At 62.7% G+C, this 19795-nt stretch carries 22 protein-coding genes; 14 read left to right on the forward strand and 8 right to left on the reverse strand.

From position 1 onward, the window contains the following. Positions 1 to 190: 190 nt before the first annotated feature. Both AC0L16_RS08365 and AC0L16_RS08370 read left to right on the forward strand, forming a co-directional pair. On the forward strand, positions 191 to 511 hold the full coding sequence (locus AC0L16_RS08365) for a DUF1476 domain-containing protein (protein ID WP_091591813.1): 321 nt from the start codon (positions 191 to 193) through the stop codon (positions 509 to 511). Between the two features lie 221 nt (positions 512 to 732). Continuing rightward, entirely contained in the window at positions 733 to 1506 is a 774-nt protein-coding gene (locus AC0L16_RS08370; RefSeq protein ID WP_473620099.1) for an HpcH/HpaI aldolase family protein, read from the forward strand. Here AC0L16_RS08370 and AC0L16_RS08375 read toward each other — a convergent pair. Beyond that, entirely contained in the window at positions 1503 to 2051 is a 549-nt protein-coding gene (locus AC0L16_RS08375) for an RBBP9/YdeN family alpha/beta hydrolase (protein ID WP_287247701.1), read from the reverse strand. The two genes, AC0L16_RS08370 and AC0L16_RS08375, sit on opposite strands and share 4 nt — an antisense overlap. 304 nt (positions 2052 to 2355) lie before the next feature. On the opposite strand from AC0L16_RS08375, the gene AC0L16_RS08380 reads away from it, so the two are divergent. Beyond that, positions 2356 to 3168 carry a VOC family protein gene (locus tag AC0L16_RS08380; protein ID WP_473620100.1) on the forward strand — a complete coding sequence of 271 codons (813 nt, stop codon included), beginning with the start codon at positions 2356 to 2358 and terminating at the stop codon, positions 3166 to 3168. Positions 3169 to 3345: 177 nt separating this feature from the next. On the opposite strand, the gene purB is transcribed toward AC0L16_RS08380, so the two are convergent. From purB to AC0L16_RS08395, 3 genes are read right to left on the reverse strand one after another with little or no spacing between them, the layout of a single operon-like run. Further along, a complete protein-coding gene (gene purB, locus AC0L16_RS08385) occupies positions 3346 to 4653 on the reverse strand; it encodes an adenylosuccinate lyase (RefSeq protein WP_473620101.1) in 1308 nt (435 codons plus the stop codon). Positions 4654 to 4712: 59 nt separating this feature from the next. Then, positions 4713 to 5231: a hypothetical protein gene (locus tag AC0L16_RS08390; protein ID WP_473620103.1), complete on the reverse strand. Its 519-nt coding sequence runs from the start codon at positions 5229 to 5231 to the stop codon at positions 4713 to 4715. Beyond that, positions 5228 to 5953 (reverse strand): DUF2259 domain-containing protein, encoded by a 726-nt coding sequence (locus AC0L16_RS08395; protein WP_473620105.1) that lies wholly within the window; start codon positions 5951 to 5953, stop codon positions 5228 to 5230. The genes AC0L16_RS08390 and AC0L16_RS08395 overlap by 4 nt, the downstream gene beginning before the upstream one ends. Before the next feature lie 141 nt (positions 5954 to 6094). On the opposite strand from AC0L16_RS08395, the gene AC0L16_RS08400 reads away from it, so the two are divergent. Beyond that, positions 6095 to 6349 carry a DUF2171 domain-containing protein gene (locus tag AC0L16_RS08400; RefSeq protein ID WP_473620107.1) on the forward strand — a complete coding sequence of 85 codons (255 nt, stop codon included), beginning with the start codon at positions 6095 to 6097 and terminating at the stop codon, positions 6347 to 6349. Positions 6350 to 6371: 22 nt separating this feature from the next. On the opposite strand, the gene AC0L16_RS08405 is transcribed toward AC0L16_RS08400, so the two are convergent. Beyond that, a complete protein-coding gene (locus tag AC0L16_RS08405; RefSeq protein WP_473620263.1) occupies positions 6372 to 7373 on the reverse strand; it encodes a P1 family peptidase in 1002 nt (333 codons plus the stop codon). Then, the gene (locus tag AC0L16_RS08410) at positions 7373 to 8458 is read right to left on the reverse strand and encodes a branched-chain amino acid ABC transporter substrate-binding protein (RefSeq protein WP_473620109.1); all 1086 of its coding nucleotides are present in this window, start codon (positions 8456 to 8458) and stop codon (positions 7373 to 7375) included. Before AC0L16_RS08410 ends, AC0L16_RS08405 begins: the two co-directional genes overlap by 1 nt. 191 nt (positions 8459 to 8649) lie before the next feature. Here AC0L16_RS08410 and AC0L16_RS08415 point away from each other — a divergent pair, with 191 nt between their 5' ends. From AC0L16_RS08415 to AC0L16_RS08445, 7 genes are all read left to right on the forward strand, one after another. After that, the gene (locus tag AC0L16_RS08415) at positions 8650 to 9144 is read left to right on the forward strand and encodes a flavin reductase (protein WP_473620111.1); all 495 of its coding nucleotides are present in this window, start codon (positions 8650 to 8652) and stop codon (positions 9142 to 9144) included. 33 nt (positions 9145 to 9177) lie between these two features. Next, entirely contained in the window at positions 9178 to 10107 is a 930-nt protein-coding gene (locus tag AC0L16_RS08420) for an AAA family ATPase (protein ID WP_473620112.1), read from the forward strand. A 4-nt stretch (positions 10108 to 10111) separates the two neighbouring features. Next, positions 10112 to 11362 carry a vWA domain-containing protein gene (locus AC0L16_RS08425; RefSeq protein ID WP_473620114.1) on the forward strand — a complete coding sequence of 417 codons (1251 nt, stop codon included), beginning with the start codon at positions 10112 to 10114 and terminating at the stop codon, positions 11360 to 11362. A 28-nt stretch (positions 11363 to 11390) separates the two neighbouring features. After that, positions 11391 to 11729 (forward strand): XdhC family protein, encoded by a 339-nt coding sequence (locus AC0L16_RS08430; protein WP_065008152.1) that lies wholly within the window; start codon positions 11391 to 11393, stop codon positions 11727 to 11729. A gap of 183 nt (positions 11730 to 11912) precedes the next feature. Then, positions 11913 to 12650: an XdhC family protein gene (locus tag AC0L16_RS08435; protein ID WP_473620116.1), complete on the forward strand. Its 738-nt coding sequence runs from the start codon at positions 11913 to 11915 to the stop codon at positions 12648 to 12650. Between the two features lie 66 nt (positions 12651 to 12716). Beyond that, positions 12717 to 14339, forward strand: coding sequence for an NTP transferase domain-containing protein (locus AC0L16_RS08440; RefSeq protein ID WP_473620117.1), 1623 nt, complete (start codon positions 12717 to 12719; stop codon positions 14337 to 14339). Positions 14340 to 14371: 32 nt separating this feature from the next. Continuing rightward, positions 14372 to 15256: an alpha/beta hydrolase family protein gene (locus tag AC0L16_RS08445; RefSeq protein WP_473620118.1), complete on the forward strand. Its 885-nt coding sequence runs from the start codon at positions 14372 to 14374 to the stop codon at positions 15254 to 15256. On the opposite strand, the gene AC0L16_RS08450 is transcribed toward AC0L16_RS08445, so the two are convergent. After that, entirely contained in the window at positions 15253 to 16302 is a 1050-nt protein-coding gene (locus tag AC0L16_RS08450; protein ID WP_473620120.1) for a DUF1176 domain-containing protein, read from the reverse strand. The two genes, AC0L16_RS08445 and AC0L16_RS08450, sit on opposite strands and share 4 nt — an antisense overlap. 125 nt (positions 16303 to 16427) lie before the next feature. Here AC0L16_RS08450 and AC0L16_RS08455 point away from each other — a divergent pair, with 125 nt between their 5' ends. Next, positions 16428 to 16934, forward strand: a complete 507-nt coding sequence (locus AC0L16_RS08455; protein WP_473620121.1) for a DUF1993 domain-containing protein — start codon at positions 16428 to 16430, stop codon at positions 16932 to 16934. A 44-nt stretch (positions 16935 to 16978) separates the two neighbouring features. Here the strand turns inward: AC0L16_RS08455 and AC0L16_RS08460 are convergent, their stop codons facing one another. Continuing rightward, on the reverse strand, positions 16979 to 17389 hold the full coding sequence (locus tag AC0L16_RS08460; protein WP_473620280.1) for a hypothetical protein: 411 nt from the start codon (positions 17387 to 17389) through the stop codon (positions 16979 to 16981). On the opposite strand from AC0L16_RS08460, the gene AC0L16_RS08465 reads away from it, so the two are divergent. Together AC0L16_RS08465 and AC0L16_RS08470 are read left to right on the forward strand one after the other, a co-directional pair. Continuing rightward, positions 17388 to 18455 carry an aldo/keto reductase gene (locus AC0L16_RS08465; RefSeq protein WP_473620123.1) on the forward strand — a complete coding sequence of 356 codons (1068 nt, stop codon included), beginning with the start codon at positions 17388 to 17390 and terminating at the stop codon, positions 18453 to 18455. The genes AC0L16_RS08460 and AC0L16_RS08465 overlap by 2 nt on opposite strands. A 61-nt stretch (positions 18456 to 18516) precedes the next feature. Next, the gene (locus tag AC0L16_RS08470; RefSeq protein ID WP_473620125.1) at positions 18517 to 19782 is read left to right on the forward strand and encodes a cysteine desulfurase-like protein; all 1266 of its coding nucleotides are present in this window, start codon (positions 18517 to 18519) and stop codon (positions 19780 to 19782) included. Positions 19783 to 19795 lie beyond the last annotated feature (13 nt).

Genomic DNA, 19795 nt, shown 5'->3' on the forward strand with positions numbered 1-19795 from the left:
TGCCGGTGTCTATCCCAATCGTAGTGTTTGCTCAATCGGCAAATCCTTTCAATCACCGCTTTCCGGAATGAAATGCCGCAGCGCAGCAAGTAACGTAGCATATTGACCGGCCCGCGGCCTTTTGGTTTGTGCTGGGCAAGACACATATTTCGACTGCCAACCAAAATCGGATTTGACCCGGAGGGATGCCATGAGCAGCATGAAAGATCGCGAGGAGGGCTTCGAGCGCAAGTTCGTAATCGACGAGGAACTCCGGTTCAAGGCTGCGGCCCGCCGCAACAAGGCGCTCGGCCTGTGGGCCGCCGAAAAGCTCGGCAAGGCCGGGGCCGACGCCGAAGCCTATGCCAGCCAGGTCGTCCTCGCCGATATCGAGGAAGCCGGCGACCACGACGTTTTCCGCAAGATCCGCAAGGATTTCGACGAAGCTGGGGTCGTCCAGTCGGACCACCAGATTCGCCGCACCATGGACGATCTGATGGCGCAGGCAATCGAGCAGATCAAGAACACCTGACCCTTGCTCTGAGCCAATCGACAGGCTGGACCAATCGACCGCCTCGCCCCTCCGGGCGGTTTTTCTTTGCCTTTGCAGCTGTTTCCGGCTGAACTGCATTAGAGCGCCATGCATCCATTCCGACGCACGAAGTACGCTCAACTTTGACTCCTCGCATCGGGCCGAATTTGTCGCATCGGGCCGATTTTGGGCCGATGCGAGTCCGAATAAGGAAGGCGCCCATGTCCCTGAAATCACGCCTTGCGGCCGATGAAACTCTGTGCACCGCATGGTCCGGCGTGCCTGACGCGCTAACGGTCGAGATTCTTGCCAGACAGGGTTTCGATGCCGTCACTCTCGACATGCAGCATGGCGGACATCATGAGGACAGCGTGCTGCGCGGCCTTGGGCCGGTGCTGGCCGCCAACAAACCGGCGCTGGTGCGCATTCCGGTTGGCCGCTTCGACATGGCCAGCCGCGCACTCGATTTCGGCGCCGAGGCGGTTATTGCGCCGATGGTGAATTCGGTGGCGGACGCCAGGCTTTTCGCTGCCGCCATGAAGTATCCGCCGCTCGGCGAGCGTTCCTGGGGCCCGACTTATGCCTTTCCGCGCCATGGCAAGGGCGACTATGCCGACTGGCTGCGCGACAGCAACGCGCGCACCATGGCCTTCGCCATGGTCGAAACGCGCGCCGCGCTCGATGCGCTCGACGGCATCCTCGACACGCCGGGTATCGACGGCGTCTTCCTCGGCCCATCGGATTTTTCGATTGCCTGGTCGAACGGCGCCGCCGTCAACTCGACGCTGGAAAGCATGATGGAAACCGTCGCCTCGATCGCCGAGCGGACGCGCAAGGCCGGCAAGCATGCCGCGATCTACGTCATCGAGCCGACCATCGCCGGCCGTGTGGTGTCGATGGGCTATCGGCTGCTGGCGATGGGCTCCGAGCACGCGTTGATCGGTCTGGGGGCAAAGACCCTGCTGAAGAGCGTGAGGGACTCGATCAGCCCCTAAAGGTCCGTCAGGAATTTCGCAAAAGTCATCGAGCCTTCCGGCCATGGGCCGAAGCCGGCATCGGCGTTGAGATGTCCGGCCTCGCCAGCGTCGATGAACAGCGAGCCCCAGGCGCCGGCAATGTCCTCGGCCACCTCGAACGTGCAGAACGGGTCGTTGCGGCTGGCGATCACCACCGAGGGAAATGCCAGCGGCTCGCGCGGATAAGGGCCGAAGGTCATCAGGTGCCTGGGTTTTATCTCAGGGTTGGCGACGTCGGGCGGCGCCACGAAGAAGGCTCCGGCGACCGGACGCTGGAACTGGGGCATTGCCTGGATCACGGCGGCGACGCCGAGCGAATGCGCGACGACAACGACCGGTCGCTCGGCCTCGTTGACCGCCTTCGCCACGCTCGCCGTCCAGTCTTCGCGCACTGGCTTCGACCATTCCGCCTGCTCGACGCGGCGCGCCGTCGACAATTTCGATTGCCAGCGGCTCTGCCAATGGTCGGGGCCCGAATTGGTGTAGCCCGGCACGATGAGAATGTCTGCATCCCTGACTTTCATGGCGCGCATGTAGCGAGGGACACGGTTTCGTGCAACCGCGCATGATCCCAAAAGTGTGAAGGGGTTTTTGGACAAGATCATGCACAACTGGGTCTGATCATTTGCGATTGCTCATAATTGTGAACGCCATGTTCGCTTCTTGGCGTCTTGTGTGAACGATCGCGAAAGACGATCTGTCATCGGGAAAAGAAACAGCCGTGTAATAAGAACCAGGATTTTGGAACTGACACGACGTACGATGGTAGGTGGCGCCGGGCTCCTGGCTTTGGGGATCTCGTCGAAGGCCGCCCAAACGGAGACTTTGATGAGCGAATTGCCTTTTGCCGCCACGACCCCGGTCAGCGTTGCCCGCGTCGGGCTGCGCGCGCGGAATGCCGAAAGCCTGGCCGCTTACTATCGTGACGTCGTCGGGCTGCGGGAACTGAGCCGCGCCGGCGGCACGATCACGTTGGGCGCCGCCAATCGTTCCTTGCTCGACATCGAGGCGGATGCAGCGGCGAAGCCCGACGATCCGCGCAGTGCCGGCCTGTTTCACACTGCCTTCCTGCTGCCCAGCCGGGCCGACCTCGGGCGCTGGATCAACCACGCCATCGCCAACAATATCGGCATCGACGGCGCTTCCGACCATCTGGTCAGCGAGGCGCTCTACCTGACCGATCCTGAAGGCAACGGCATCGAGATCTATGCCGACCGCCGCCATGAGGACTGGAAGTGGAATGGCGACAAGATAGCGATGGCGACCGAACGGCTGAATATTTCGTCGGTCGTCGCCGACGTGCCGGCCGGCGATGCCGGCTGGCATGGCATGCCGGACAACAGCATCATCGGCCATGTCCATCTGCGCGTCGGTCGCCCGGAAGACGCCGAGGCCTGGTGGCACCAGGAACTCGGCTTCGATACCATGGCGAAATATGGTGACGCCGCGGTGTTCCTGTCATCAGGCGGCTACCACCACCACATCGGCGCCAATGCCTGGCAGAGTTCCGGTGCCGGCCGGCGCGATCCTTCCCGGTCCGGCCTCGCCTGGGTCGAAATGCGTTCGAACAATGTGACTGATGCAACGACCCGCGAGGACCCATGGGGAACGGTGATCAGGACCGTTCCCGGCAAGGCTTGATTCTTCGAACCTGACGGTGCGGCGAGGTCTATGCCGTCTTACCTTCTCCCCTTGTTGTGGGAGAAGGTGGCCTCGCCCACGGGTCTTGCCTCCGGCAAGCCCGAGGACAGGCTCCGCGAGGTCGGATGAGGGTGCTCCAGCCTGGCGCCGGCTAGGACCGGTCAAATCCGCGTAGCCTCACGCTTCTCCGAACACGCGCTTGAAGATCGTGTCGACATGCTTGGTATGATAGCCAAGGTCGAATTTTTCACGAATTTCGGCCTCGGGCAAGGCTGCGGTGACCTCCTTGTCGGCCAAAAGTTCCTCAAGGAAATCAGCGCCTTGCTCCCATACTTTCATGGCGTTTCGCTGCACCAGCCGGTAGGCGTCCTCACGGCTGACGCCGGCCTGGGTCAGCGCCAGCAGCACACGCTGCGAATGCACAAGGCCGCGGAACTTGTTCATGTTCTTCAGCATGTTGTCGGGATAGACGAGCAATCTGTCGATGACACTGGTCAGCCGCGACAGCGCGAAATCGAGCGTAACAGTCGCATCCGGGCCGATCATGCGCTCGACCGACGAATGCGAAATGTCACGCTCGTGCCAGAGCGCCACGTTCTCCATCGCCGGCATCGCGAACGAACGCACCATGCGCGCAAGCCCGGTGAGGTTTTCGGTCAGCACCGGGTTACGCTTGTGCGGCATCGCTGACGAGCCCTTTTGCCCGGGCGAAAAATACTCTTCAGCCTCCAGCACCTCGGTGCGCTGCAGATGGCGGATTTCTGTCGCCAGCCGTTCGATCGACGAGGCGATGACACCGAGCGTCGCAAAGAACATCGCATGGCGGTCGCGCGGGATCACCTGCGTCGACACCGGCTCCGGCTTCAATCCGAGTTTCTTCGCCACATGCTCTTCGACATAGGGATCGATATTGGCGAAGGTGCCGACAGCACCTGAGATGGCGCATGTCGCAATATCCTCGCGCGCGTGCACCAGCCGCTCGCGGCAGCGCAAGAATTCGGCATAGGCCTGCGCCAGCTTGACGCCGAAGGTGGTCGGCTCGGCATGGATGCCGTGGCTGCGACCGATGGTGACGGTATCCTTGTGTTCGAAGGCGCGGCGCTTGAGCGCCGCAAGCAGGCCGTCGATGTCGGCCAGAAGGATGTCGCTAGCGCGGGTGAGCTGCACGGCAAAGCAGGTGTCGAGAACGTCCGAGGACGTCATGCCCTGATGAATGAAGCGGGCGTCCGGCCCGACGAATTCGCTGAGGTGGGTGAGGAAGGCGATGACGTCGTGCTTGGTGACGCGCTCGATCTCGTCGATCGCCTCGACGTCGAACCTCGCGGCCGCGCCTTTTTCCCAAATGGTTTTGGCGGCCTCCTTCGGGATCACGCCGAGCTCCGCCAGCGCGTCGCAAGCGTAGGCCTCGATCTCGAACCAGATGCGGAACCGGGTTTCGGGCGACCAGATGGCCACCATTTCCGGCCGGGAGTAGCGAGGGATCATCGGTCAGTCCTGACTTGCGAGGGCGTTCGCCCGCGTCGTAACAGAGGCAGACAAAATGCTCAACGCTGCTGCCGCGCAAACCAGATGCTGGCGAGAGCAAGCGCGATGAAACCGAGCGGAAAATAAAGCCGGATGCCCAGCACGATGAATTGATAGAACGCCGTTGCCATGGTGTGCACGAACTGGATGGACCAGCCAATGGTCAGTGCAGGTTCATGCCACTGGGCATAGTAGGACCGGTATTGCAGCGCAAAGAGCCCACCGGTGAAGCCGATCGTGGTGGCAAGAAGGCAGACAAACGCGGCCGCCAAGGCTACTTGCCAATGCCTTCCGAGCGAGACGAGCCGCGCCAGGAACAGGCCAATCGGAAAGGCCAGCGCACCGCCCGCCGCATAGAGCAACGAGACGAAGCGGATATTTGCCGGGGTCACCCAGTCGTCCAGCAGCAGATTGACAAGCGCGCTGGCGCCCATCGCTGCGGCCCACAGCAGGGCGCCGCAAACTGCGGCGCCCGGCAATGGCAAGGCCTTGCGGATACGATCCAGGACGCCGTTGCGTATGGCGGGGAGCGACGTCACAGCCGGCCGGTCACCGCGATCCAGCGATAGTCCGGCCCTTCGAAGCCGTGCTGGCGCACCGCGATCAGCACGGCATAGGCGCTGAGACCCTGCAACGAAAATGTCTGCACCGCGCCGATTCGATAGCCGTTCGGGCAGCCCCTGCTTTTGGGGATCGACTTGTCTTCGTGCAGGAGCTCAGTCTTGCCGCCGTCTTTCGCCTCGATGCGCAACAGGCGAAAGCCGTTGATCTCGCCAAGGCTCTGGCAGGTTTCGGTATCGTTCATGCCGATCTCGTCGAGCCGGAACTCGAGCGGATCATCGACCGGCGAAAAGATCGGCCGCGGGTTGACCACCATGCGGAACGGATCGGCCGAAAGCTCGGTCACCGGGTTGGAGCCGGCGGTGATGCCGCGATTCGCGGTCAATTCCGCCTGTTTGATGATAGCTTCACCTTTCTGCCGGGCTGCAAGGCGCGCCGCGTCGAGCGTTGCGTTCTCGTCGTCAAGCCGCACCCTGATCGGTGTGCCCTTGAGAAAACTGTCGTCGGCGGTGTTGATGTAATAGCGATTGGCATAGGGAAACCCCGACCCGTCCTGGACACCATACTCCTCGAAGGCGAAGGCGCCGCCATCCCCAGTAAAGCCGAGGATTTCAAGCTCGGCAACATCGCCGGCATGCGCGGCGAGCGAAGTTGCAAACTGGGCAAGGAGGGACACAGCAAACAGGACGAGAATTCGCATCGGATTTCCGTTGAGCAGCCAGCGTTGTTTCGATCACTATCACGACATCGTCAAATCGTCGTGCCCTCTGAGACGCAAACCCGATGCATCCAATCGTGCCGTCATTTGTTTATGTTGGCAGCTTGAAATGGAGAACCCACAATGACCGATGCAGCCAGCATTCGCGAACATATGGAAGTGATCGGCGCCGACGGCGTCCATGTCGGCACTGTCGACAAGGTTGAGGGACAACGAATCAAGCTGACCAAGCGCGACAGCGGCGAGGGCGCCCACAGGGGGCATCATCACTTCATTCCGCTCAGCCTCTTAGCCGAAGTCGAGGGCCAGAAAGTGCGGCTGTCGGCAAATTCGGATGTCGCGGTCACGTTCGAGGAAGAAAAATCCGACCCCACCTGATGACGGGCCAGGCAGCCCGCATTCAGCGCGACGACCAGACCGGAAACAGGTCGCCATCGGCGGGCGTCGCGGCAAAGACGCCGCGGCTGATGGCGCGCGCCATGGTGGCGCCGGCCGCGGCGTAAAGCTCGATGGCGTCGTTGGGCGCGAGCTCGATGCCGCTCTTGCCGGTCGCCAGCGCGAAAACCAGATCCCCGTCGGCCGGCGTGTGTGTCGGCCAAATGGCGCGCACGAAGCCGTCATGCGCTGATATCGCCAGGCGTTTGGCGGCGGCCTTGGTGAGGACGGCGTCCGTGGCGATGACGGCGATGGTCGTGTTGCCTCCGACGTGCTTGTCGCGAAATTTCAGCAGGATTCTTTTTGCATCCTCCGGCATCGGCGCGGGATAACCAAGCCCGCCGAACTCGTCGCCGATCTCGAAGGGCGCTGCCCAGAAGTGCCTGCTTCGGGCGATCGTCACCGAGCCGGTCGGATTGACGGCGGCGAGTGCGCCGATGGTGACGCCGCTGTCGAGCACCGTCGAGGCCGATCCGAGGCCGCCCTTGAGGCCGGAACTCAGGGCACCGGTGCCGGCGCCGACCGTGCCAAGCGGAAAATCGATGCCGACTGCCTGTGCCGCCTCATAGCCGAGTTCGCGGTAGGGCGGATAGCGGCCCCAGTCCTTGTCGCCGCCGTTGCGCAGGTCGAACAGGATCGCCGCCGGCACGATCGGCACACGAAAGCCGCCGACCTCCACGCCGACGCCGTTTTCGCGCAGTGCCGCCTGCACGCCGGAGGCGGCATCGAGGCCGTAAGCCGAGCCACCCGAAAGCACCACGGCATGGATCACCTCGATCGAATTGTGCGGCTCGAGCAGGTCGGTCTCGCGGGTGCCGGGCGCGCCGCCCAGGATCTGCACACCGGCCACTGCCGGCTCGTCGCAGACGATGGTGGTCACCCCTGATTTCAGCCTCGCATCGGATGCGTTGCCGACACGCAGGCCGGCGACGTCGGTGATGAGATTGCGCGGCCCTGGGCGAAACATCATTTGGCCTCCGCCGGCACGAAACTTGCGCCGTTGAAACGGAAGACCCGATAAAGGTTTTCGGTCAAGTCGCCCTTGCCGTCAAAGCGGATCGGTCCGATCGCGGTGCTGAAGTCATGCGCGGCGAGCGCATCGGCCAGTGGCTTGCCGGAGGTTTCCGCCAGGGCCGTCGCCGCCTTGGCGATCTCGACCGCCGCATAGGCCGGCACCGTGTAGCCGTCCGGCACGATCTTTTGTGCGGCAAAGCTTTCGAGCACCCTGGAATCGGCGACATCGGCCCATTCGGGCGGCGCAATCATCAGCGTGCCCGTGGCATAAGGCACCTCGCCGGGCGCTGTGCGCAGCGCTTCGCCGCCGGCAAAAATGATGCCGGCATCGAGCTGGCCGGCGTCGTGGCCCATGATGGCGATGTCTTCGCCGTCGCCGCCGGCGAAGACATGCGTTGCGCCGGCCTTCCTCAGCCGCCCGATCAGTCCGATCTGGTTGTCGAGCTGCGGCCTGAATGTGTCGACGAACACCGGTTTCAGTGCCGCCTGCTCGGCTGCCGCCCGAAGCGTCTCGGCGATTTCGCGGCCGTAAATCGTGCCGTCGTCGATGATGGCGAACAGCTCGTTCTGCCATTGGCGGGTGAGGTTGGAGGCGACAGCGTTGCGCTCGTCATCGCCGCGCGGCCCAAGCCGAAAGATCGGCCAGCCGGTCTTGGCGCGCCGGTCGGTCAGGCTTTCAGTGCGCACGCCGACGGTGATGACCGGTATGTTGGCGTCCTTCAGGATCGGCAGTGCCGCCTCGATCGCCTCGGTGCAGAGGAAGCCGACGACCACGCCGACTTTCGCCGCAACGAATTCCCTCGCCGCGGTAGCCCCGCCATTGGCCGTGCAGGCGTCGTCGACAACCTTGAGTTGAGCGTCATTCGCCGCTGCCGCCAGGACGGCGCCCGCCTCGATCTGTTTGCCAAGCATCGCCGACGGCCCGGACAGTGGTGCTGCGACGCCGACCAGCAGCGTCTCAGCGTTCGCATCACCGGCGAGAGACAGCCAGGCCAGCACCGCTATTGTCGTTGTCGTGCCTATTGTCCGGGGTCGCATGCGTGCGAAGAATTCCTCCGCGCCGGTCGCGTGTTTGCCGGCGCCACTTCCTGCCAAGACCTAAAGGCTGGTCAGCTTTCACGCAACACGCGAAATTCAGGATGCATGTCAACCACTTCGCTTGTGGCATGCAATATGCCGCCATATATAACGGTTCGGTTCATCTCGCTTCAAACCAATGGAAATCGCCGGTGCTGAAGAAGAACGACATAGGGCCGCAGGCCTATCGCGACGCGATGGCCCATTTTGCCGGCCACGTCCATGTGGTCACCACCGATGGTTCCGCCGGCAGGCGCGGTGCGACTGTCATTGCAGCCTGTTCGGTGTCGGACACGCCGCCGACCATCCTGGTCTGCCTCAATCGCGAAAATCCCAAGAATGAGCCGTTCGTGAAGAATGGCAGGTTCGCCTTGAACACGCTGGCTTCGGACCAGGAGGCGCTGTCGGTCGGCTTTTCCGGCCTCACCGGCCTGCCCGTCGCCGAACGCTTCGCGCTCGGCGAGTGGGATATAATCTCGACCGGCGCGCCGACGCTGAAGGGCGCGCTCGCCGTGTTCGACTGCGAACTGATCGATACCAAGGATCTGGCCACCCACCGCGTGCTTTTTGGCAAGGTGACAGGCCTGCGTATCGGCGATAATTTGCGGCCGCTGATCTATCACGACCGCGGCTATCACGCTCTGTAGAGGCTCTGGATGGGCCGCACCCACGGAGAGAGAATGACTGGGTTGAAACCACGCCCTACGCCGCGGACGATCGACGAGACGCTCGATCTCCTGACCGGTGCGGACTATGTGGCGGACCGGTCGCTGGCGACCGTGCTGTTCTTGTCGCTGCGCATGAATCGGCCGCTGTTCCTCGAGGGCGAGGCCGGCGTCGGCAAAACCGAGATCGCCAAGGTGCTGGCGCAAGCGCTCGGCCGCCGGCTGATCCGCCTGCAATGCTATGAAGGCCTCGATGTCTCCTCGGCCGTCTACGAGTGGAATTACGCCGCGCAGATGATCGAGATCCGCATGGAGGAGGCGGCCGGCAAGGTCGACCGCTCCGACATGGAGCGCAACGTCTTTTCCGAAAAATACCTGATCCGCCGCCCGGTGCTCGACGCGCTGACAGGCAAGGCGGGCGCCGCCCCGGTCTTCCTGATCGACGAGCTCGACCGCACCGACGAGGCCTTCGAGGCGTTCCTGCTCGAAATCCTCTCCGACTTCCAAGTGACGGTGCCCGAGCTCGGCACGGTCAAGGCGGAGGAGCCGCCGATCGTCATCATCACCACCAACCGCACCCGCGAGATCCACGACGCGCTGAAGCGCCGCTGTCTCTATCACTGGGTCGACTATCCGAATGCCGAGCGCGAGCTGGAAATCGTGCGCCGGAAAGTGCCGCAGGCCAACAGCCGGCTCTCGGCCGAGGTGGTTTCGTTCATCCAGAAGCTGCGCCAGATCGAGCTGTTCAAGGTGCCGGGTGTTGCCGAGACCATCGACTGGGCCGGCGCGCTGACCGAACTCGACAAGGTGGCGCTCGATCCGGAAACCGTTTCCGATACGATCGGCGTGCTGTTGAAATACCAGGACGACATTGCCCGTATCGAACAGGGCGAAGGCCGGCGCATCCTCAACGAGGTGAAGGCCGAGCTTTCGGCGGCGGAGTAGGGCGATGGCAACGCCGCATCCCGAGCCGAAAGAGGCCGCGCCGGACGGGCGGATCGCCGATAACATCGTCTATTTCGCCCGCACCTTGCGGAAGGCCGGCATGCGGGTCGGCCCGGCCTCGGTCAAGGATGCGATCGAGGCGGTGCTGGCCGCCGGCATCGGTTCCCGCGACGATTTCTACTGGACGCTGCACGCCGTGCTGGTGTCGCGGCACGAGGACCACCCCACCTTCGACGAAACCTTCCGGCTGTTCTGGAAATCGCACGAGCTGATCGAAAAGATGCTGGCGATGTTTTCGCCGGTGGCGCCGAACAATCGCGAGAAGCAAAAGCCGCGGGCTGCGGAAAACCGCGTCAGCCAGGCGATGTTCGAGGGCCACCAGAAGAACCAGCCGGCGCAGGAAATCCCCGAGATCGAGGTCGACGCCCGCTTCACATTTTCCGGCAACGAGGTGCTGAGGGGCAAGGATTTTGCCCAGATGAACGCCGCCGAGATGATCGACGCCAAGAAGGCGATCGCCGAGTTGCGGCTGCCCTTCGACATGGTCAGGACACGCCGCTTCAAATCCAATGCGCACGGTCGCCGTATCGATCCGCGCGCCATGATGCGTTCCGCTGCGCGCACCGGCGGCGAATTGATCCTGCCGAAATTTCGATCGCCGCGCGAGGTTCACCCGCCGCTGGTCGTGCTTGCCGATATTTCCGGTTCGATGAGCCAGTACACGCGCATCTTCCTGCATTTTTTGCATGCGCTGACCGAAAAGCGCCGGCGCGTGCACGCCTTCGTCTTCGGCACCAGGCTGACAAATCTGACGCGGCAGATGCGCCATCGCGATCCCGACGCAGCACTCGCCGACTGTTCGGCGGCTGTGATGGACTGGTCGGGCGGCACCCGCATCGGCGATACGATGGGCGAATTCAACCGGCTGTGGTCGCGGCGTGTGCTGGGGCAGGGTGCGGTGGTTCTCCTGATCACCGACGGGCTGGAGCGCGACGACGTTGCCGGCCTGTCGGCGGAAATGGAGCGCCTGCGCAAATCCTGCCGGCGGCTGATCTGGCTGAACCCGCTGCTGCGCTTCGACGGCTTCGAGGCGCGCGCCCGCGGCGTCAAGGCGATGCTACCGCATGTCGACGAATTCCGCTCGGTGCACAACCTCGATGCGCTCGCCGATCTGTGCGCGTCGCTGGACAAGACTTCGGCGCGCTCCGTCGACCCACGCAGATGGATTGAGGGTGGCGCGAGAGGCGCAGCATAGTCATATGTTTTCTCAGGGAGAAACGGTGATGGAAAACAGCATTTATCTCGATGAGGCGCGCGATCCGCTGATCATCGCGGAAGGCTGGATGAAAGACGGCAAGGATGTCGCCATTGCCACCGTGGTCGAGACCTGGGGCTCGGCGCCGCGCCCGGTAGGCAGCCACCTTGTCATCGACGCGGAAGGCAATTTCCACGGCTCCGTCTCGGGCGGCTGCGTCGAAGGCGCGGTGGTCACCGAGGCGATCGACGTCATCGACAGCGGCAAGGCAAAGATGCTGGAATTCGGCGTTGCCGATGAAACCGCATGGCAGGTCGGCCTGTCCTGCGGCGGCCGCATCAAGGTCTATGTCGAGCGGTTGGGTTAGAAGCATGATCCCGCAAAGTGGGAACCGGTTTGCGGACAAGAATCATGCTTAAAATAGAGAGCATGATCCCGCAAAGTGGGAACCGGTTTGCGGACAAGAATCATGCTTAAAAAAGAGAGCATGATCCCGCAAAGCGGGAACCGGTTTGCGGACAAGAATCATGCTTGAACAAGAGATATTTCGATGGATCCCTACGCGCTGAAGACGCTGAACGCCGAACGCCGCGCCCGCCGCGCGGTGATCCTGGTCACCGATCTCGGCGATGACCGCGATCGTATCGTTCGGGAGGGCGATCAGGTCGCCGGCGAATTGGGCGCTGCGATCGCCAAGGCGTTTCGATCAGGCAATTCCGGGTCGGTCGAGGCTGAAGGGCGAACCTTCTTCCTCAACGCCTATCTGCCGCAGCCGCGCCTGGTGGTGATCGGCGCAGTCCATATCAGCCAGGGATTGGCGCCGATGGCCAGGATCGCCGGCTATCCCGTGGAGATCGTCGATCCGCGCACGGCCTTTGCCACCGCAGACCGCTTTCCCGATGTCGCGCTGCATGCCGAATGGCCGGAGGATTTCCTGAAGCGCCAGCCGCTCGACAGCTTTACGGCGCTGGCCGCCGTCACCCATGATCCGAAGATCGACGATTTCGCGCTGAAGGCGGCGCTCGACGCCAACTGCTTCTATGTCGGTGCGCTTGGCAGCCGCAAGACCCATGCGAAGCGGGTTGAGCGCCTGCTGGCATTGGGCGCGACCGCCGACCAGATCGCCCGCATCCACGCGCCGATCGGTCTCGACATCGGTGCCGCGAGCCCGGCCGAAATAGCTGTGGCTGTGTTGGCGCAAACTATCCAGGCGTTTCGTTCGCGCGGCCTCGAAGCTACCGCATCGGCCCGAAAATCGGAATCGAGTTTGGAGAAGCACGATGCGTAGAGTCAAAGCAGTAAAGCGTCCTTTGCGCGTCCAAAAGGACGCACGGCGCTCTACGGACGCGGCGGCGTGAAGTTCGGCTCGATCCCGATCGACACAGCCGAGGGTGCGGTGCTGGCGCATGCCACCACGGCCGGAGAACGGCGCTTGCGCAAGGCACACAGGCTGAGCGCCGAGGATGTGTCTTTGCTCAAGTCAGCAGGGATTTCGCAGGTTGTCGCGGCTGTTCTTGCTCCCGATGATTTGAGCGAGGACGCTGCCGCCGAAAAGATCGCCGAAAGCATGATCCATCGCAATGTCGAGGCGAAGCCCGCCGCGACCGGCCGGGTTAATCTACACGCCCAGGCGGCCGGCATCTTCACGGTCGATGCCGCGATGATCAACGCCATCAACGCCGTCGATCCGACCATCACCATCGCCACGCTGGCGCAGCACGCGCCGGTCGAAAATGGCCAGATGGTCGCAACCGTGAAGATCATTCCCTTCGCCGTTGCTTCCGCCCTGGTCGACGCGGTGGCAAGGATCTGCGCCAGCGGCGAGATCTTTGCCGTCAATGCCTATCAACCGGTGCGTGTCGGCGTCATCCAGACGGTTCTGCCCGGCATCAAGCCGAGTGTGCTCGACAAGACGCTGCGGGTCACCGAAGCCCGTCTGGCGCGCTCGGGTGGCCGGCTGACGGCCGAGCGCCGCACGCCGCACGACGTTGGCGCTGTTGCGGAGGCTTCGGGCTCGCTGGCGCGTGACAACGACATCGTGGTGATCTTCGGCGCATCGGCGATGAGCGATTTTGGCGACGTCGTCCCGGCAGCGATCGAGAAGGCTGGCGGCACCGTCATCCGCGCCGGCATGCCGGTCGATCCCGGCAATCTCCTGGTGCTCGGCACGCTTGCCGGCAAGCACGTCATCGGCGCGCCGGGCTGCGCCCGCAGCCCCAAGGAGAACGGCTTCGACTGGGTTCTCGACCGGTTGATCGCCGGCCTCGACGTAACGGCCAAGGATATTGCCGGCATGGGTGTCGGCGGTCTGTTGATGGAAATCCCGACCCGGCCACAGCCGCGCGAGCCGCTGCCGGCGCCAAAGTCTGAGAGTGCCGAGTTGAAGGTCGATATCGTGCTGCTGGCCGCCGGCCGCTCCAGCCGCATGGGCGGCCCGAACAAGCTGCTGGCGCTGTTCGACGGAAAACCGCTGGTGCGCCGCAGCGCCGAACGCGCGCTCGGCTCTAAAGCTTCTGATACCATCGTCGTCACCGGCCATCAGCGTGAGCGTGTACGCGCCGCGTTGTCGGGACTGGATGTGACTTTCGCCGATAATCCGGATTTCGCCGAGGGCCTGTCGTCATCGCTGAAGGCCGGCATCGCGCAGGTCAGCGACGATGCTGCCGGCGCCATGATCGTGCTTGGCGACATGCCTGGCGTCGCGTCAGCCGACCTCGACAGGCTGATCGATGCTTTCCGCAAATCCGAGGGCCGATCGGTCGTGCGCGCCTCGCATAAGGGAAAGCGAGGCAACCCTGTGTTGCTGCCGCGTTCGCTGTTTGCGGCGAACGCTCATCTGGAAGGCGATACCGGCGCGCGCCATCTGGTCGAGGCCGAGGGGCTCGATGTCATCGATGTCGAGATCGGCAAGGCAGCGTCCATCGATGTCGACACCCCCGAGGCGCTGGAAGGCGCCGGCGGCGTGCTGCAGGATTGACAAACCGGGGCCGAAAAACGCATGCCTGAGGGATGGCTATTCGAACCGTCCTATGCGCTCTACTGACTTCAATATTTTTCCTGTTTTCTTGCGCCGTTTACACCGATGCCGTCGAATTAAAGCCGTTCAAGGATGATCTGTTCGCCTATCCGGCCATCCTCTCGTCCGAGGGCGCCTATACTGTCGTTGACTATCGCGAGCTGCGCGATATCAACGCTCGCGACAAGGTGCCGGAGCGTCGCGCGGAGGCGCAGTATGTCGACACCGGTGTGCGCAAGGTGCAGCAGGATCTGCTGCTGAAGACCGACGCCGGCAATATCCGCCACGTCGCCGTCGGTCGCACACAAGGCGCCGGCATCATCGTGCTCTATTTGCACGGGCAGGGCGGCAGCCGTAAGCAGGGCGTCGACGATTTCACCTTCGGCGGCAATTTCAACCGCATCAAGAACCTGATGGCCGGCAATGGCGGCCTCTATCTGTCACCGGACTTTTCCGATTTCGGCGACACAGGTGCTGCCCAAATCGCCGCGCTGATCGGCCACTATGCCGAACGGTCGCCGGGCGCGAAGATCTTTGTTGCCTGCGGCTCGATGGGCGGCGCACTGTGCTGGAAGCTAGCCGCCCGCAAGGATACTGGCGGCCGCATCGGCGGGCTGCTGCTGCTCGGTTCGCTGTGGGATGAAAGTTTCTTCTCGAGCCCGGCCTTCAAGCGCCGTGTTCCGGTCTTCTTTGGCCAAGGCAGCAAGGACCCGGTGTTTCCAGTCGGGCAACAGGAAGCCTTCTTCCGTTCGATCCAGGCCAAATCGAAAATCTATCCGGCCCGCTTTGTCCGCTTCGAGACCGGAACGCACGGTACACCGATCCGCATGACCGACTGGCGCGGCACACTTAACTGGATGCTGTCGAAGGCCCCTTAAGGCGCGGTGTTGTAGTCCACCACTGTCTGCGGGTTGATCTCGCCGTCATAGGAGGCGTCGACATCGTACTGCACCAGCGAGAATTTGCCGTTGCGAAACAGATAGGTGCCGGCCGACGCGGCATCGCCGACACCGCGCCACTTGTTGAGCGACGAGATCGTCTTGGTGGCGTCGTCATACTCGGAATTGACCAGCTGGTCGTCGGTCTGGAAGCCGGTGACGTTGATCGCCTCGACCTTGCCTTCGCTATCGTCGTTCTCATAGTGGATATCGAGCTCCGGCGAGGCGAACTGCAGCTGCCGGACGCCTGACACATCGTCGTAGACATAGTAGACGGCACTCTCATTGTAGGCAGCCATCGAGCAGAAGAAGCGAAACAGCCGCATCTCGCGTTCGGGCTGATCGGCCTCGGCGCCCGCGTCCTTGTAGCGGAGGGAGTAGGCGTCCGGCTCCCCCAAGGGCTCGCCGCCAGGCATTTCCTTGTCGCACTGGTCGCCATAAGTGGCAGCAAACGCCTTCTTGGCCTGCTCCAGCGCCGCATCCTTCTTCGGCGGCGGCGGTGCGTCGCCGCAGCTTGCCGGCACGGCGTCCTCGAATTCGGCCTTGGACGGTTTCAGCGCGCCCTTGTCGATAAGGATCGGGCGGAATGGCGGTTCCTGGATCGAGGCGTTGACCTGGCGCAGCGTGTAGCAGCCGGCAAAGACATTTTCGCTGCCGTCCTTGACTGTCGCCCGGATGGCGACCGGAACATTGTAATAGATGCTGCCGGCCGCACCGTCTTCGGACACGCCACCGGTTTTGACCTCGACTCTTTCGGTGCCGTCATAGCCCTTGACGAAGGCGTCGAAATCCTTGGCCGGCCTGGTGTCGCCGAAATAGTCCCAGGCGCGCGCGAATTCTTGCCGGTTGATGGCGCTGTAGAACGAGCGGATGACCGCTTCTGCGTCCGACCTGTCGTCGACATAAGGCGCTTCGGCGGCGAGCACTGGCTGGCCTGTCACGGCAAGGGAGAAAAAAGCGGTCGCTGCGAAAAAGGCGCTTCTCATCGGGAATCTCCACCGGATGGGAAATCCTATCATACCGATTGCGGCGACGCGGTGACGCTTGAAGATTCGCCCGCGGAGGCGCTAGGTCACCGCCGTCGGCGTTCCCGCCGGGATAGGAGAGTCTCGTGACCATATCGATGTACGAAGCGTCCGTGCCGGTGTTTTCGGCCAGGTTGAAGGCGCTATCCAACGTGCTGAACATCGCCGAGCAGAATGCGCTCGACCGCAAGATTGATCCGCAGGTATTTTTGACGTCGAGGCTGGCGCCGGACATGTATGCGTTGACCAGACAGGTGCAGATCGCGACCGACCACGCCAAGGGCGCGCCGTCGCGGCTTGCCGGTCGCGAGGTGCCGAAATATGAAGACAACGAGGCGAGCTTTGCCGATCTCCAGGCGCGCATCGCCAAGACCGTCGACCTTCTGGCGACATTCTCGGCTGCCGATATGGACGGCTCCGATGACAGAATGATCGAACTGAAGCTTGGCCAGCGCGAATTCTCGATGGCCGGCATGCAGTATCTGCTGCATCTCGCCATCCCCAATTTCTATTTCCACGTGACCACCGCCTACGACATCCTGCGCCACAATGGCGTGCCGCTGAGCAAGGCGATTTTCATGGGATCGCGTTGAAGAATTGGCGAGGAGATATCCCGGTCGAGCCGGGATATCCGTGACTAACGTGTGGACATTTCGCGAGCGACGCGCGGAAAATCGGCTGGTTTGATGCCGATGTCGGCACGGTCGGCATTGCTCATCGAATGAAGCAGCGCCAGAGCCGCGCGGTAGCGCAGATGTTCCTGTGGACGCGGACGGGCGAACATTTCAGTGAGGAAACCCATGATCGAAGCCCCTGGTTGGTCCTCCCCGAGTCGCAATATAGGCAAATCATGACAATTGTGCAGTGCAGCATTTGCATGGCAGCCATGCCGCACTGATTTTTTGACTTCGTCGAGCGCCTGCTTCGGCCTCTCGGAAAAGGCGCTAGCCCCTGGCGGCGGGGTTGGAGACAGCCCGCGCATTCCTGTATGCTGCGGCTTCCTTCCCGCGCAACCGCGCAAAAGAGTTCCCGCCGGAGAAAATTCCATGCAAAAACGCCGCCTTGGTCGGACCGATCTTCTTGTTTCCCAGATTTGCCTGGGATCGATGACCTGGGGTCAGCAGAACACCCAAGCGGATGGCCACGCCCAGATGGATCTGGCATTTTCGCGCGGCGTCAACTTCATCGATACTGCCGAGCTCTACCCGATCCCGCCCAAGGCGGAGACGCAAGGCTGGACCGAGAAGATCATCGGCAGCTGGATGAAAGCGAAGGGCAACCGCGATCAGGTGATCCTCGCCTCGAAGGTGGTTGGCCGCACCGCCAACACATGGTTTCGCGGCGATCGCCCGTCGAAGCTGGTGCGCGCCGACATCTTCGATGCCGTCGAAAAATCGCTGACCAGGCTCAACACCGATTATCTCGATCTCTATCAGATCCATTGGCCGGAACGGGACGTGCCATGGGGCGCCAATCCGAACCGCGTCGGTGCCGTGCCGCTGCGGGCCGATTCCGCCGCTACACGGGGCGGCGAGACGCCGATTCCCGAGACGCTCGCGGTCTTCGACGAATTGGTGAAGACCGGAAAAATCCGCCATTTCGGCCTGTCGAACGAGAGTTCCTGGGGCGTCATGCGGTTCATCGCCGAAGCCGACAAAGGGGTCGGCCCGCGCCTGGCGTCGCTGCAGAACGCCTATAATTTCGTCAACCGCGGCTTCGAGGTGAATCTTGCCGAGGTCTGCGAGCGCGAACAGGTTTCCCTGCTCGCCTATTCGCCGCTGGCGCAAGGCTACCTGACCGGCAAATACGACCATGGCGCGCGGCCGCAAGGCTCGCGTTCTCAGCTTTTCAACCGCGGCCAGCGCTACGAGACGCCCAATGCCGCGGAGGCGCAGCTCGAGTACAACGAACTGGCGCGCTCTTTCGGCATGGAGCCGGCATTGTTTGCCAACGCCTATGTCACAAGCCGGCCCTTCGTCACTTCGAGCATCATCGGCGCGACGACCCTTCCGCAGCTCGAAATGGCGCTGTCTTCCGCCGATGTCGTCTGGACCGAGGATATGCAGAAGGCGGTCGACGCAATCCACCAGCGTGTCGGCAACCCGTGTCCGTGAGCTGCTTCCCGGCGATTGCAAGGTGCGATTGCTCAACGATTACAGTAGGGAGAGGGAAAAAGTGAATTTTCCGATTGAGGTCGTGCGCGAGAAATTTCCGGCACTGTCGCTGACCGACAAGGGCCGTCGCCGCATCTATCTCGACAACCCAGCCGGCACGCAGGTGCCGCAAGCGGTCGCCGACGCGGTGTCACGCTGCCTGCTGACCACAAACGCCAATCTTGGCGGCTTCTTCGAAACCACGGTTGCGGCGCAACAGATCGTCGACGACGCCCATGCGGCGATGGCCGATTTCCTCGGTGCTGCAAGCCCGCAGGAAATCATCATCGGCGCCAACATGACGACACTGACTTACCACATGTCGCGCACCCTCGGTCGTACGATGAAACCCGGTGACGAGATCGTCCTCACCCGCATGGACCACGAGGGCAACGTATCGCCATGGCTGCAACTCGCCGAAGATCTTGGCCTCGTCGTCCGCTGGCTGGCTTTCGACCAACAGAGCTGGCAGATCGAGGAGGCGGCGCTGGCTGCGCTGCTCACCGACAGGACGCGGCTTGTCGCCTTGAAACACGCCAGCAATCTGACCGGATCGGTCAACCGGGTGAAGGCGCTGACCCGCATCGCCAAACAGGCCGGTGCGCTGGTCTATGTCGACGCCGTGCAGTTCGCGCCGCACGGCCTGATCGACGTCAGGGACCTCGGCTGCGATTTCCTGGTCTGTTCTGCCTATAAATTCTTCGGGCCGCACATGGGCATAGTGTGGGGCAGGCTCGATGTCATCGACGCGCTAAAACCGTACAAATGCCGCTGTTCGTCCAATGCTCTGCCGGAGCGCTTCGAACTCGGCACGCCGCAGACTGAGTTGATGGCCGGATTGACGGCCGCGATCGATTACTTTGCGGAGCTGGGCGGAACGGTAGGCGAGAATGCGTCGCGCCGCGCCAAGATCGCCAGGGCGTTCGAAATATCAATCGCTTACGAAAACCAGTTGACGCAAAAGCTGATCGACGGCCTGTCGGCCATTTCGGGCCTGACCATCCACGGCATCACCGATCCGGCGCGTGTCGGAGAGCGCGTGCCGACGGTTTCGTTCACCGTCGACGGCATCGTGCCGGAGACGATCGTGCGGCAGATGAATGCGGAAAACATCTTCCTGTGGTCCGGCCACAACTATGCCTGGGAGATCGTTCACCAGCTTGGCATTCCGGCCGAGCAGGGTGTCGTGCGCATCGGCATCGCCCATTACAATATGGCGTCCGAGATCGACGAGACGCTGGAGAGCGTGCATCGGGTTATCGCGATGCTACGGCAGGAGCGATCCTGACGCGGCATCCGGC

This window comes from Mesorhizobium sp. WSM4848, assembly GCF_055811375.1.

Coding starts and splice junctions, on each gene's coding strand:
- AC0L16_RS08365 (WP_091591813.1), top strand. CDS start 191: ATGAGCAGCATGAAAGATCGCGAGGAGGGCTTCGAGCGCAAGTTCGTA.
- AC0L16_RS08370 (WP_473620099.1), top strand. CDS start 733: ATGTCCCTGAAATCACGCCTTGCGGCCGATGAAACTCTGTGCACCGCA.
- AC0L16_RS08375 (WP_287247701.1), bottom strand. CDS start 2,051: ATGAAAGTCAGGGATGCAGACATTCTCATCGTGCCGGGCTACACCAAT.
- AC0L16_RS08380 (WP_473620100.1), top strand. CDS start 2,356: ATGAGCGAATTGCCTTTTGCCGCCACGACCCCGGTCAGCGTTGCCCGC.
- purB (WP_473620101.1), bottom strand. CDS start 4,653: ATGATCCCTCGCTACTCCCGGCCGGAAATGGTGGCCATCTGGTCGCCC.
- AC0L16_RS08395 (WP_473620105.1), bottom strand. CDS start 5,953: ATGCGAATTCTCGTCCTGTTTGCTGTGTCCCTCCTTGCCCAGTTTGCA.
- AC0L16_RS08400 (WP_473620107.1), top strand. CDS start 6,095: ATGACCGATGCAGCCAGCATTCGCGAACATATGGAAGTGATCGGCGCC.
- AC0L16_RS08405 (WP_473620263.1), bottom strand. CDS start 7,373: ATGTTTCGCCCAGGGCCGCGCAATCTCATCACCGACGTCGCCGGCCTG.
- AC0L16_RS08410 (WP_473620109.1), bottom strand. CDS start 8,458: ATGCGACCCCGGACAATAGGCACGACAACGACAATAGCGGTGCTGGCC.
- AC0L16_RS08420 (WP_473620112.1), top strand. CDS start 9,178: ATGACTGGGTTGAAACCACGCCCTACGCCGCGGACGATCGACGAGACG.
- AC0L16_RS08425 (WP_473620114.1), top strand. CDS start 10,112: ATGGCAACGCCGCATCCCGAGCCGAAAGAGGCCGCGCCGGACGGGCGG.
- AC0L16_RS08430 (WP_065008152.1), top strand. CDS start 11,391: ATGGAAAACAGCATTTATCTCGATGAGGCGCGCGATCCGCTGATCATC.
- AC0L16_RS08435 (WP_473620116.1), top strand. CDS start 11,913: ATGGATCCCTACGCGCTGAAGACGCTGAACGCCGAACGCCGCGCCCGC.
- AC0L16_RS08445 (WP_473620118.1), top strand. CDS start 14,372: ATGGCTATTCGAACCGTCCTATGCGCTCTACTGACTTCAATATTTTTC.
- AC0L16_RS08450 (WP_473620120.1), bottom strand. CDS start 16,302: ATGAGAAGCGCCTTTTTCGCAGCGACCGCTTTTTTCTCCCTTGCCGTG.
- AC0L16_RS08465 (WP_473620123.1), top strand. CDS start 17,388: ATGCAAAAACGCCGCCTTGGTCGGACCGATCTTCTTGTTTCCCAGATT.
- AC0L16_RS08460 (WP_473620280.1), bottom strand. CDS start 17,389: ATGGAATTTTCTCCGGCGGGAACTCTTTTGCGCGGTTGCGCGGGAAGG.